Origin of the sequence: Saccharothrix obliqua, assembly GCF_019375475.1 — a bacterium.
Classification (GTDB): Bacteria; Actinomycetota; Actinomycetes; order Mycobacteriales; family Pseudonocardiaceae; genus Actinosynnema; species Actinosynnema obliqua.
Genome location: NZ_JAHXGQ010000003.1, coordinates 322,883 through 335,438, shown reverse-complemented (window position 1 = coordinate 335,438; position 12,556 = coordinate 322,883). Strand labels below are relative to the sequence as shown.

The 12,556-nt window shown below is 74.7% G+C and carries 11 protein-coding genes; all 11 read right to left on the bottom strand.

The annotated features are described in order from the left end of the window. Positions 1 to 49 precede the first annotated feature (49 nt). The 11 genes from KZQ38_RS11405 to KZQ38_RS11360 all read right to left on the bottom strand — a co-directional run bounded on the left by KZQ38_RS11405 (position 50) and on the right by KZQ38_RS11360 (position 12,547). The gene (locus KZQ38_RS11405) at positions 50 to 631 is read right to left on the bottom strand and encodes a SagB/ThcOx family dehydrogenase (RefSeq protein WP_219440986.1); all 582 of its coding nucleotides are present in this window, start codon (positions 629 to 631) and stop codon (positions 50 to 52) included. After that, a complete protein-coding gene (locus tag KZQ38_RS11400) occupies positions 628 to 1,917 on the bottom strand; it encodes a YcaO-like family protein (protein WP_219440984.1) in 1,290 nt (429 codons plus the stop codon). Before KZQ38_RS11400 ends, KZQ38_RS11405 begins: the two co-directional genes overlap by 4 nt. Continuing rightward, positions 1,914 to 3,302: a CocE/NonD family hydrolase gene (locus tag KZQ38_RS37010; protein WP_219440982.1), complete on the bottom strand. Its 1,389-nt coding sequence runs from the start codon at positions 3,300 to 3,302 to the stop codon at positions 1,914 to 1,916. The genes KZQ38_RS11400 and KZQ38_RS37010 overlap by 4 nt, the downstream gene beginning before the upstream one ends. Then, on the bottom strand, positions 3,292 to 4,071 hold the full coding sequence (locus KZQ38_RS11390; protein WP_219440980.1) for a hypothetical protein: 780 nt from the start codon (positions 4,069 to 4,071) through the stop codon (positions 3,292 to 3,294). The genes KZQ38_RS37010 and KZQ38_RS11390 overlap by 11 nt, the downstream gene beginning before the upstream one ends. Before the next feature lie 54 nt (positions 4,072 to 4,125). Then, the gene (amiA, locus tag KZQ38_RS36020) at positions 4,126 to 4,233 is read right to left on the bottom strand and encodes a streptamidine family RiPP (RefSeq protein ID WP_257901190.1); all 108 of its coding nucleotides are present in this window, start codon (positions 4,231 to 4,233) and stop codon (positions 4,126 to 4,128) included. A 50-nt stretch (positions 4,234 to 4,283) separates the two neighbouring features. Further along, positions 4,284 to 5,063 (bottom strand): ABC transporter ATP-binding protein, encoded by a 780-nt coding sequence (locus KZQ38_RS11385; RefSeq protein ID WP_257901189.1) that lies wholly within the window; start codon positions 5,061 to 5,063, stop codon positions 4,284 to 4,286. Continuing rightward, positions 5,060 to 5,992 (bottom strand): FecCD family ABC transporter permease, encoded by a 933-nt coding sequence (locus tag KZQ38_RS11380; protein ID WP_219440978.1) that lies wholly within the window; start codon positions 5,990 to 5,992, stop codon positions 5,060 to 5,062. Before KZQ38_RS11380 ends, KZQ38_RS11385 begins: the two co-directional genes overlap by 4 nt. Continuing rightward, positions 5,989 to 6,897, bottom strand: a complete 909-nt coding sequence (locus KZQ38_RS11375) for a FecCD family ABC transporter permease (RefSeq protein ID WP_219440976.1) — start codon at positions 6,895 to 6,897, stop codon at positions 5,989 to 5,991. Before KZQ38_RS11375 ends, KZQ38_RS11380 begins: the two co-directional genes overlap by 4 nt. Continuing rightward, complete coding sequence (locus tag KZQ38_RS11370) at positions 6,894 to 7,856, bottom strand: ABC transporter substrate-binding protein (RefSeq protein WP_219440974.1); 963 nt, start codon at positions 7,854 to 7,856, stop codon at positions 6,894 to 6,896. Before KZQ38_RS11370 ends, KZQ38_RS11375 begins: the two co-directional genes overlap by 4 nt. Then, positions 7,853 to 8,605, bottom strand: a complete 753-nt coding sequence (locus tag KZQ38_RS11365; RefSeq protein WP_219440972.1) for a sugar phosphate isomerase/epimerase family protein — start codon at positions 8,603 to 8,605, stop codon at positions 7,853 to 7,855. The genes KZQ38_RS11370 and KZQ38_RS11365 overlap by 4 nt, the downstream gene beginning before the upstream one ends. 525 nt (positions 8,606 to 9,130) lie before the next feature. Beyond that, positions 9,131 to 12,547, bottom strand: coding sequence for a DNA topoisomerase (ATP-hydrolyzing) (locus KZQ38_RS11360; protein ID WP_219440970.1), 3,417 nt, complete (start codon positions 12,545 to 12,547; stop codon positions 9,131 to 9,133). Positions 12,548 to 12,556: the final 9 nt, after the last annotated feature.

The window sequence follows — 12,556 nt, the reverse complement described above, 5'->3', positions numbered from 1 at the left end:
CAACCGTATTGGCCGCGCGGTTCGGGGGGAATGGCTTTATGCCCACTTTTCAGGTCCGAATGCCCGGTGCCGCGGACCCGCCGACCACGAACAGGGCGAGTGGCACGTCCTGTTCTCCACCCCTGACAAGGGCTTTCACCGCGTCGTCGCGGAAACCGGCCACGGCGCAGCAGTTCAGGCCGAGCGCGGTGCCGACCAGGTACAGGTTCTGCACCGCCACACCCGCGTCGAGGTGGACGGTCCGGTGGTGCCGCGGCCCGTACTTCGCGAGCCCCGGCCCCATCCGTCCGGTTAGGACGATGACCGCGGGCGCGCGGCGGGCGAACTCCTCCTGCGCGAAAACGCCGTCGAGGTCGGCTTCCCCGGTGTCGGACAGGGCGTGCGGCTCACGCAGGTACTCGTAGACGCGCCGGTCCAGCACGACGTGCACCCGCAGCGACGGCAGGCCGCCCGCGGTCGGGTTGGTGCCGAGCACGTGCGGTGGCGCGTTCCGCTGAACGCCCACGGCGTAACGGAGCAGCGAACCGAGGTCCGCCCGGTCCAACGGACCGTACGCGTAACGCGAACGGCGGATCAGCAACGCCTCCACCAGGCCCATCGCCGGCCGGTGCGGCTCGGGCAGCGGGATCACAGGAACGGCGGCGGGTCGAGCAGCGCGGAACCCGGGTCGCCCCACCGCGGCAGGCCGAGGTAGCGGAACGCGGCGGGCGCGTTCGGCACCAGCCCGGTCGCGCACACCCGGACCACGTGCAGCCCGGCCTCGGCGACGTCCTCCGTGGTCAGGTCGACGGTCGCGATCCGGTTGCCCGCCAGGCTCTCCAGCAACGCGGCGAGGTCTCCGCCCGGTTGCGGTTCCACCACCCGCTCCGGGCGGGTGAAGCGGTGCAGCAGTTCGCCCTGCACCCGCGGGTCGAGCCAGACCTGCACCTGCGCGCCGAGATCGCGCACGGCGGCGTAGTCCACGCCCACGTCGTCCCGGTACCGGCGGTCGGCGCGGTGCGGCAGGTAGAGGCCGCGGGCGAGGAGACCGGCCTCGACGGCCTGGAACACCCAGCCGTCCGCGTCCAGCAGCCCCTGCGTGAAAACCCACGTGTGGATGGCTTCCAGCACGGCTTTCCCGCACGCCTCCACCGGGTCGAAGCGGGCCGCTCCCCCACCCGCGACGATGCCGTTGGCGTGGTCCACCACGACCGCGCCGACGCACGACACCGGGTGCTCGGTGGGCAGTTCCACGAGGTGCACCTCCAGCGGGCACCCGGCGAGTTCGGCGGCCAGGCCGGGCACGTCCGCCACGGAGATGCCGGTGGTGGGCGCACCGAGGTGCCACCACCGCTCCAGGGCGTCGCGCTCCACGAGTTCGAGCAGGGCGCGGGTGAACGCGTCCTCGGCGCTCACGCCCGTCGCGATGCCCGCGTAGTTCAGGTGGTGCAGGCGGGGTTGCGCGCGCCGCGCGCCGGAGTGGTAGTTCAGGTACACCCACGAAGCGGGGAGGAGGCACGTCTCCCCGGATTCCCGGCCCGCCACCCAGGTGATCGGCAGGTCGTCGGTGAAGGGCCGGTAGGGAAAACCCTCCGCGCCGTACTGGCGTGGTGTGAAGAACGGCAGGTCGGTCGGGCCGAAGTGACGTTCCCCGGCCGCGGCCAGCTCGGCGGCGGTGGCCGTGCGCAGACCCGGCGGGACGCGGTTGCCGCAGTACCGCTCCACGGCCTCGCCGACCGCGGCGGCGCGGGCGGCGTCCACGTCGCCGAACGCGGTGCCGAGGCTGACCCGGTCGGCGGGCCACCCGCCCAGCCGGCGCGCGTCGGCCACCTCGGCGGTGACCGCGCGGTAGCGGCGCGGGACACCGGGCACGGGTGCGACGTCGACGAGTCGGCGCACGATTCCGGTCAGCGGGTCGACCAGCGGCGGCGCGGTCACGATGCGATCTCCTCGGGCAGGTCGGCGGCGGGTACTCGGTCGGATCCCGGCGCGTGCCAGGGAATCCGGGCTTTGGCGCGACGCACGTCGCGATGGCTCGGGCGCAGGTGCCGCGCACGCACGGGGTCCTCGCCGGTGTGCGGGTTGCGGGCGTGGCGCGGCCAGTGGTGACCGGCGACGTCGAGGCGCAGCCGCGCCCCGTCGGGCAGGGCGTGGCCGATCGGCGGCAGCTCCACCGCGACGCGACGCGGGACACCGGGTCGGTGACGGGCGCGGGCCACCGCGTGCGCGAGCTGGACGCCCTGGTGGGACAGGCGGACCACCCAGTCCGCGTCGGGCGCGTCGGCGACCACGTCGAGCGTGACGGTCGTGCCGCCGCGCAGTTCCCCGGCGGGCAGCGGCGGGGTGAGCAGGAGCGCGCTCGCGTCGGCCGGCACCGGGTCGCCGATCGGTGTGCCGAGCGGCGTGGAGCGGAACGGCCGCACGGGGTCGGCCGTGAACGCGCGGGTGACCACGTGCAGCTCCACCGGGCGGGACCGCGCGGTGTGCCGACGCCAGCCGCACGGCGCGGCTCCGGCCGCGTGCGAACCGATGGCGTAGAAGGACTTGTGGCCGCGGAGTGCGTGAACCGCTCGCGCCCACGCCAGGTAGAGCGCGCCGACGCGGCGCCCCGCCAGTGCCGCGCCGGGCGCGGGGGCGTCGAGGTCGTGCCCCCAGGGACCGAGCACGAGCCTCGTCGGGCCGCCCCAGGAGCCGGCGAGGCGTTCGGTGTCGGCGGCGAACGGGTCGTGCAGCCCGCCGACCGCGAGCAGCGGCATGGTGAGGCGTGGCAGCGCCCGCCACAACGCCGCGGTGCGCTCGGGCGCGGCCCACAGGTCGTCCCACCCGGCCACCAGTTCGTGCACCGGGGTGGCGGCGAGGTCGGTCGACCCGGCGGTGGCCGCGTGCTCGCCCCACCACCCGACCCGGCACGCCAACCGCGCCGCGCCACCGGGTTCGCGGGCGGTTTCCCCGAGCCCGAGCGCGGGCACGGCGGCCAGCACGCCGATCACGACGTCCGGCCGGGCGATGGCGGCGGTGACGGCGCAGTACGCCGCGTAGGACGCGCCCATCGCGATGACGTGGCGGAAACCCATGCGTTGCAACGCGTCCACCACCATTGCTCCGTCGTCGCCCTCGTCCCGGTAGGGCCGGAACACGCCGGTCGAGCCGTGTTTGCCGCGCACATCGCCCACGGCGCACGGGAATCCGCGCTTCGCCCACGCGTGCGCCTCGGCGATGTGGTGGTGCCGCCCGTACGGGGTGCGGATGAGCACCACGGGCGCGTCGCGATCGGCCGTGACGAGGGTGTGCGCGAGCCCCGCCACGGTGAAGTCACGGCGCACTGATCGGCACCGGGAGCACGGGGTGGTCGGCGATCGCCCCGGTGTCCAGGTCGACGACGCGCAGCCGGCGGTGTGCCGGGATCGCTCGCGGCGTCAGGGAGTTCGCCACCACCGGCACGCCGGTGGCCCAGCGCGCGAGGTCCTTGGCGGCGAGGGCGGCGACCAGCAGCAGCTCGGCCGGGTCCGGCGCCTCGTCACCGACCACGACGCGCTCGCCCGACCAGTAGGCCAGCAGGTGCCGGTGCCCGGAGCCCGCGGCGGCGAGCCGGCGGGCTCGCACGTCCCGGTGCGGCACGCCGACCGGTTCCAGCAGCACGTGCCTGCCCTCGCGGCTCACCCGCTGCCAACCGACACCGTGCCCGGCCAGCGCGTCGAACTCCAGCCACCGCTCCGGCGCCGGCCCGTCGTGCCAGGCGCAGACGGCGGCCGGGTGCTCCGCCAGCACGGCGGCCAGGTCCGCCGTCGCGGGCAGCACCACGGGGTGCGCGCCCGCCCGCCGCAACGCGTCGGCGAAGTCCACGCCGTCGTCGGCCAGCACCACCACGGTGCGCCGCTCCACCGGCCACGTCTGCCGGCGGCCGAGGTGACCGGCGTGGTCGAACGCGGCCAGCTCCGGCGCGGTGGGCGCGTCCGCACCGGCGAGCGCGGCGCGGACGGCGTCGACCGCCTCGTCGGGCAGGGCGATCGCGAACAGCTCGCCCGCCGCGTCCCGCAGCACGGTCCCGGACGGACCGGCGAACAACGCCGTGCCGGGTTTCAGGGTTCCCACACTCGCCTCCGGTGGTTGCCGGGCCCGGGGCCGCCGGAGCGGCCCCGGGGTCGGTCACTCGTCGTCGCCGTCGAACGGGTTCTCCACCAGCGCGTTGCTGTGGGTGGCGGAGTTGTGCGGCAGCAGTCGCTCGTCCTCGACCTGCACGAAGACCTGGTCCATGGCTGTCTCCTCTCGTTTCGGGTGGTTCCGGTCGGTCGACCGCCACCAACCTAATCTGGAACGACAACCATTTTCAATACCCCGTTCGTAGTGATCCACAGCACCGAACCCGCCACGTCGTAGACCTCGCGCAGCAGCACCGCGTCGACCACTTCGGACGGTGCGCCGTCCACGTGCACCACGCCGTCCAGCAACGCCACCACGCGATCCGAGTACCGCGCGGCCTGGGCGAGGTCGTGCAGCACCGACACGACCGTGAGGCCGCGCTCCCGTTGCAGGTCCCGGACCAGGTTCAGCACCTCGTACTGGTGCCGGATGTCCAGGTACGTGGTCGGTTCGTCGAGCAGCAGCACGGGCGCGTCCTGCGCGAGGGCCAACGCCAGCCGCACCCGCTGCCGCTGCCCGCCGGACAGCCGCTCCAGCGGGGTGTCCGCCCACTGCTCGACCCCGGTGTCCCGCAACGCCTCCCGCACCCGCGGGTCGTCCACCTCGCCGAGCATCCCCAGTGGACCCCTTGCGGCGTAACGGCCTTGGCGCACGAACTGCCGCACGGTCAGCCCCCGCACGTACGGGGTCGACTGCGGCAGCAACGCGATCCGGCGCGCGACCGCGCGACGCGGCACCCGGTCCAACGGCCCGCCGTCGAGCAGCACCCGACCCGACGACGGCGTCAGCAACCCGGCCAGCACCCGCAGCAACGTCGTCTTCCCGCTGCCGTTGCGCCCCAGCAGGCTCAGCCACTCCCCCTCCCGCACCGCCAGGTCCACGCCCTTGAGCACCTCGTGTTCGCCGAACCGCACGTGAACGCGCTCGGCGCGCAGCGGTGTCAACCGATCCCTCCCGTCCTCCGCGCCACCACGACCAGCACCACCGCGCCGAACAACGCGGTGATCGCGCCCGCGGGCACGCGCACCACCTGCCCGACCGCGTCCGCCGCCGCCACCGCACCGGCACCGGTGAGCGCCGAGGCCGGCACGGCGGCCCGGTGCGCCACACCGACGAACCGCCGGGCCAGGTGCGGCGCGAGCAACCCGACGAACGCCGTGGCGCCCACCGCGGCCACCGCCGCCGAGGTCGCCACGGCCGCCAGCAGGAGAACCCCGCTGCGCCACGGCACCACGGCCAGCCCGACGCCGTGCGCGTGGTCGTCGTCCACCGCCAGCACGTCCAGCACACCGCCCAGCAACACGGCCGCCACCAGCACCACCACCGCGACCGGCCACAGCGGCGCGAGGTGTTCCCACGTCCGCCCGGCCAGCGAGCCGAGCAGCCACCGCGACACCGCCCCGGCGAGCTGCGGACGGGCGGTCAGCAGCACCAGCGTCGTGCCGACCAGCACCGCCGACACCACGACACCGCGCACGGCCACGTCGCCGGAACCACCGACCAGCACCCACAGGACACCGCCGCCCAGCACACCGCCGACGAGCGCCGCGACCGCCATCGGCAGCGGCTGCGCCACACCGGCGACCGACGCGGCCACCGCGCCCAGCACCGCGCCCGAGCCGACACCGGTGATCTCCGGCGACGCGAGCTGGTTGCGGATCGCCGCCTGGAGCACCACACCCGCGATGCCGAGGCACGCACCCGCGCACAAACCCACCAGCACCCGCGGCGCACGCAGTTCCAGCACGACCATCCGCGCGTGCTCGTCGGCGCCGAACAACGCGCCGGGGGACGCCCCCGTCGCACCGACGCTGAGCTGCGCCAGCGCGCACACCACGACCACCGCGGCCAATCCCGCGAGCCGCCACCTCACGCGCGCCTCCGCACCAGCAACCCGACCGCCACCGCCGCCAACGCCGTCAACCCGCCGACCGGCAGCTCCACCGGGTACAGCGCGGTCCGCGCCACGAGGTCCGCGACCACCACCACGACCGCGCCCGCCAACGCCGTGACCGGGACCGAGGGCCGCCCGAGCCAGGCCGCGAGCCGGGGCGCGAAGAACCCGACCCACGCCACCGGACCCGCCGGCCCCACCACCGCGGCCACCAGCAGCGACGCCACCCCGAGCACCGCCAGGCGGGCCCGGCCGGGGCGCAGCCCCGCCGACAACGCCTCGTCGTCGCCCAGCCGCAGCACCCGCACCCGCGGCAGCACGAGCACCACCGCCGGCACCACCAGCACCAGACCGGCGGCCACCGGCGCCAGCGTCCGCCACGTCGTCCCGGTCAGCGAGCCCAGCAGGTAACGCACCAGGACGCCCTGCTCACGCGAATCGGCGACCGCCGTGGCGGCCAGCAGCACCGCCTGGCACGCCGACCCGACCGCCGCGCCGATCAGGAGCACCGCCGCCGGGCCGGTCGCGCCGCGCACCGCGAGCAACGTCAGCCCACCACCCACCGCCGCACCGGCCAGCGCCGGGGTCAGCGGCGCGAACGGGACCGCGACGCCGAACGCGACGCACGTGCCGACCGCCGCCGCCGCGCCGCTGGACACGCCCAGCAGCTCCGGCACGGCGAGCGGGTTGCGCAGCGACTCCTGGAGCAGCAGCCCCGCCGTGCCCAGGCACGCGCCGGCCACCACGCCGAGCAGCAGGCGCGGCAGGCGCAACTGCCACACCACCACCTGCTCCAGCTCGCCCCACTCGAACAACACCAGCGGGCGGCCGAGCGCCAGCGACCCGAGCACCGCGACCACCCCGACGGCCACGAGCAGCCTCAAGCGGGCACCTTCGCCAGCGCCTCGTCCACCACCGCCGACAGGCTGCGCAGCCCGCGGCCCGACCCCCACAGCTTGGCGTGCGTCTCGTGCACGCGCCGCTGCTGGACGGCCGGGATCTGCTGCCACACCGGGTTGTCCGCGAGCTGCGTGCTCAGCTCGCGGTCCTCCGCGGCGAACAGCAGGGAGTACACGAACACCACGTCCGGCTGCTGGGCGAGCAGTTCCTCCACGCTGTAGTTGCTCGCGGTGTCGACGTCGCCGCCCTTGGCCGGGAACGGGTACGTGAACAGCTGGCCGAGCAGGTGGCCCTTGAGCGAGGCCGTGGTGTCCACGCCGATCGCCTCCGCGCTGCCGTACATCAGCAGCACCTTGCGGGCCGCCTGCCCGTTGCCGTGGGTGCGCTCGACGGCGTCGGCGAGCTTGCCGCGGAACCGCTCCTCCGCCGCGACCGCCTCCCCGGTGCGCCCGGTGAGCGCGCCCAGCGCACGCAGGTAGCCGACGGACTCCTCCCACGTCGCGGGTTCGACCGTCCACAGCGGTGCGAACTTCTCGATGGCCGGGCGCAGGGCGTCGTGCACGCCGGGCAGGCCGATCACCAGGTCCGGGCGGAGCCCGGCGATCGCCTCCACGTCCTCGCCGCCGAACGTGCCGGGCACCACCGGCACCGCCCGGCCCGCGTCGCCGAGCAACGCGGGGTGCGTGATCAGCACCGGGTTGCTGGTGCCCACCGGCGTGAGACCCAGGTCGGCCAGCGCGTCGTCGCACAGGCCGTTGAGGCACACCACCCGCTCGGCGGGCTTGGACAGGGTGATGTGAACGCCGTGCGGGTCGGTGATGCTCAACGAAGACGCCAGCGGGGCGGCGGTGCGCACGACCGGCGTGGCCCGCGGCGGTTCCTCGGCGGGCGCGGTGGAGCACGCGGTGAGCAGGAGGGCGGTGACGAGCAGCAACCTGGTCATCGGAGGTCCTCCAGCCAGGACAGCAGGGTGGCGGCGTCCCGGCGGAACGCCTCGGGCGAGTCGTCGGGCACGAACTCCAGCAGCACGTCCCGGTCCCGGCCGTCCTCGGCGAGCAGCGCCAGCAGCGGTCGCCAGAGGTCGGCGCGGGCGTGCAGCGGCAGGCGGTCGGTGAAGCCGTCCGGGCCCCAGGAGAACGCGTGCACCGCGCGTGGGCGCAGCGCGGTGACCTCGGCCAGGCACTCCCGCACGTCCGGCTGCTCGCGCGGCTGCCAGTGCGCCACCAGGTCGACCTCGGCCAGCAGGCGGAGGGCCGAGTCGAGCCGGTCGGTCAGCGAGGCGACGTGGTGCTCCGCGGTGACCGCCACCCCGCGTGCGGCGGCCAGGTCCGCGCAGCGGCGCAGGTCGTCGACCACCGCGGCGCGCTCGGCGGGTCGGGTTTCCGCGGAGCCCCGCACGCCCGCCCACACCCGGACGCGGGGCGCGCCGAGGGCGTCGGCGGTGTCCAGGACGGCGGCGAAGTCGGCCGGGTCGCTGTCACCCGGCTTGTAGTACGACCCGTAGGTGCCCACGGCGAGCCCTTCCTCCCGGCACCACCGCGCGACCCGCGCCGCGTTCGCCAGGTCGCCGGGCGGGACGTGGCCGTCACCGGCCCACTCCACCACCCCCAACCCGGCGTCGGCGGCGAGGCCGACGACCTGTTCCACCGGTCTGCCCCGGAAGGTGACCGAAGCCAATCCTGCGGTGATCATGGGCGCCCTTCACTCGAACGGGTAGAAGCGGGTGCCATACTTACTGAATATGAGAGTCGTTATCAACCCCAAAATGCGGAGAAGGCCGGAACATCACCCGCCCGCACGCGCCGAAGGGGCGACCGCGTGGTGCCGACCGGCGGGGATCGGTGAGGTGACAGCGGTGGGTGAGGGAGGCGGGTGAGAGCCGGGGGTGCGAGAGCGGCGCGGGCGGACGAGCGGTGAGGTCGAGGGTCGGCACGGCGGCGAGGCTGGGGACGCGGCGGCGCGGCGGGCCACGGCGGCGTGGGTGAGGTGGGGAGGCGGCGGGGCGCGGCGCGGTCAGGGCGCGGCGAAGCACAGCGCGGAGGCGCACAGCGGCGCGGGCGAAGCGCGGCGGCGAGATGGGGAGCCGGGGCCGGCGCTGTCACGAGTCCCGGCACCGGAGGAAGGCGTTCCGCCGGGCGAGTGGCCAGGCCGCGGACAGCACTCCGCCCCGCCGCGAACGCGACGGGGCGGAGTGCGGATCACTTCACCGGACGGCGGTCAGCTCCGCTCGACCAGGTGGCCCACCACGTCGGGCCCGGGGTGGGCGTGGCCGGAGCCGTCGCGGCGCTGGTCGACCGCGGGCAGCTCCACCGCCGACCCGTTGGCCGCCGCGCCCGCGGGACGCGGGCCTACCCAGGCGAGCACCAACGCGTTCTCCCCCTTCAGGAACCGCTGCGCCCGCACGCCACCGGTCGCACGCCCCTTCGCCGGGTACTCCGCGAACGGCGTCACCTTCACGCTCTGCCCGGTCGACGTGACGACCATCGGCTCACCGTGCTCGTCGTCGTCCGTCCGCACCGCACCGAAGAACACGACCTTCGCGTCCGCCGGCAGGTTGATGCCCGCCATGCCGCCGCCCTTGAGGCCCTGCGGTCGCACCAGCGACGCGCTGTACCGCAGCAACGACGCCTCGGACGACACGAACACCAACGTCTCCTCGGCACTGCCCAACCACACCGCGCCGACCAGCTCGTCACCCTCCTTGAGGGTGATCACCTCGAACTCGTCCGACCGCACCGGCCACTCCGGCGAGCACACCTTCACCACGCCCTGCCGCGTGCCCAGCGCCAACCCGGGCGACCCCGTGTCGTTGAGCGGCGCGATGCCCACCACCCGCTCGCCCCGGTCGAGGTCCAGCAACTCGCTCGCGGCCATGCCGCCGCTCAACGACACCGTCCCGCTCTGCTCCGGCAGCACCGGCAGCGGCAGGACGTCGGTCTTCACCGCGCGACCCCGGTTGGTCACCAGCAGCACCTGACCACGCGCCGTCGTGTGCACCACGGCCGCCACCGCGTCGTGCTTGGCCCGACCGTTGCGGCGACGTGCCTCCGACGCCTCCTCCGACTCGGCCGCCGTCCGCGCCACCAGGCCCGTCGCCGACAGCACCACCTGGCACGGGTCGTCGGCGACCTCCAGCGGCCCGGCCGGCTTGGACGCCGCCAGCACCTCCTTCAGGTCGCCGTCCAGCAACGCCGTGCGGCGCTCCTGCCCCAGCTCCTTCGCGACCTTCGCCAGTTCGGCGGACACGACCTTCTTCAGCTCGCGCTCGTCGTCGAGGATCTTGGACAGCTCCGCGATCTCACCGCGCAGCCGCTCCTGCTCCGCCTCCAGCTCGATCGAGTCGAACCGGGTGAGGCGGCGCAGCGGCGTGTCCAGGATGTAGGTCGCCTGGACCTCCGACAGCTTGAACCGCTTCATCAGGCCGTCCTTGGCGGCCTGCGCGTCCTCGCTGCCCCGGATGAGCCTGATCACCTTGTCGATGTCGAGCAACGCCTTCAGCAGGCCCTCGACCAGGTGCAGCCGGTCCTCGCGCTTGCGGCGGCGGTAGCGGGTCCGGCGGGTCACCACGTCGTACCGGTGCGCCAGGAACACCTCCAGCAACGCCTTGAGCCCCAGCGTCCGCGGCTGCCCGTCGACCAGCACCAGGTTGTTGATGCCGAACGACTGCTCCATCGGCGTCAACCGGTACAGGTCGGCCAGCAGCGCCTGCGGGTTCACGCCCACCTTGCACTCGATCACGACGCGCGTGCCGTTCTCGCGGTCGGTGAGGTCCTTGACGTCGGCGATGCCCGACAGCCGCTTGGACTTCGTCACCTCGTCGGTGATCTTCTCGATGATCTTCTCGGGGCCGACGCCGTACGGCAGCTCGGTGACCGTGATCGCCTGCCTGCCCCGGCTGCCCTCCAGCGGGCCGGTCTCCACCTTGGCCCGCATCCGCACCACGCCGCGGCCCGTCTCGTACGCCTTGCGCACCTCGTCCAGGCCGAGCAGCACCCCGCCGGTCGGCAGGTCCGGGCCCGGCACGAACTCCATCAGCCGGTCCAGCGTCGCGTCCGGGTGCGTCACCAGCCACCGGGCGGCGGCCACGACTTCGCCCAGGTTGTGCGGGATCATGTTGGTCGCCATGCCGACCGCGATCCCGGACGTGCCGTTGACCAGCAGGTTCGGGAACGCGGCCGGGAGCACGGCCGGCTCCTGGAGCGAGCCGTCGTAGTTGGGCCGGAAGTCGACGGTCTCCTCACCCAGCTCGCCGACCAGCAGCATCGCGGCGGGCGACATGCGCGCCTCGGTGTACCGGCTGGCCGCCGGGCCGTCGTCCGGGCTGCCGAAGTTGCCGTGCCCGTCGACCAGCGGGGTGTTCAGGGAGAAGTCCTGCGCCAGCCGGACCATCGCGTCGTAGATCGCGGTGTCGCCGTGCGGGTGGTACTTGCCCATGCAGTTGTGCACGAACCGGCCCGCCACGACGAACGCGTGCTCCTCCGCGCCGACCTGGATGTCGTACGTGGTGTCCGGCTCCACCGGCTCCACGGAGACGACCTCGCCGTGCGCCACGTCCTCCGCCGCCGCGGTGGCGCGTGCGTTGCGGATCACCGCCACCAGCCGGTCGTGGCCGGTCTTCGTCCACCGCAGGAGCGCCGCCGCCAGGGCGGACGCGGCGCGGCCCGCGACGCGCAGGCCGTCCGCCGCCCGCTCGGCGGGCACGCCCGCGTCGGCGAGCATCGCGTACACGCGGTCGCCGTCCTCGGCGAAGCCGATCTCCCGCTCGGCGTGCACGTGGCCCGCCGCGTCGAACAGGCCCGCCAGGTACGGGGCCCACTGGGTGCGCTCGGCGAGCACGGCGGCCGGTGTGCGGACCACGGCCTCGGTCAGCGCCTCGTCCGGGTCGAAGGTGAGCACGTGGCGGTCCACGCCGTCGTCGCCCTCGTACTTGTCGCGGGCGGCGGTGAGGTCGTGCGCGATCGCCCAGCCGTGCGCCGCGTCGAGCGGTTCGGGCGCGGTCAGGGCCAGGCGCACCCGGCCCGCCTCGGCGACGCCCGCCGCCGCGACCAGGCCCAGCACGTACGCCTCGACGTCCCCGCCGTCGGCGACCAGCGCGGCGTGGCGGGCCGCGCCGTACCCGAGGGTGTGGCGGCCCGCCAGGTCGCGGGCCGCGGTCCACTCGTCGGCGGCGGTGCGGAAGCGCTGGCCGGGCGTCACGCGCATGGTGTCGCCGTTGGCCCACGTCACGCGGACCAGCTCGGAGACCGGGTTCCGGTACGCCTCGACCACGGGCACGGCACGACCGGCCGGGTCCAGCACCTCGTCGCCGACCCCGACCTCCTCGATCGGGCGCAGGCCGGTGGGCGTGGACACCAGGGCGCCGCGCACGAAGCAGTCGCCGACCACGCGCGACGACTTCACGTACGGGCTGGTCGGCCGGTGCCCCTGCTCGTTCATCGAGAAGAGGATGCGCCGGTGCACCGGCTTGAGGCCGTCCCGCGCGTCGGGCAGCGCGCGGGAGTGGATCACCGAGTACGCGTACTCCAGGTAGGAGTCCTCGATCTCGGTGGTCAGCGAGTTGTCGAACACCTGCGCGCCCGCCTGGTCGAAGGCGGACGGGTCGACCCTGGTCGTGGGGGTCTTGCGGCGAGCCACTGTTTCTCC

Coding starts and splice junctions, on each gene's coding strand:
- amiA (WP_257901190.1), bottom strand. CDS start 4,233: ATGGACCAGGTCTTCGTGCAGGTCGAGGACGAGCGACTGCTGCCGCAC.
- KZQ38_RS11370 (WP_219440974.1), bottom strand. CDS start 7,856: ATGACCAGGTTGCTGCTCGTCACCGCCCTCCTGCTCACCGCGTGCTCC.
- KZQ38_RS11365 (WP_219440972.1), bottom strand. CDS start 8,605: ATGATCACCGCAGGATTGGCTTCGGTCACCTTCCGGGGCAGACCGGTG.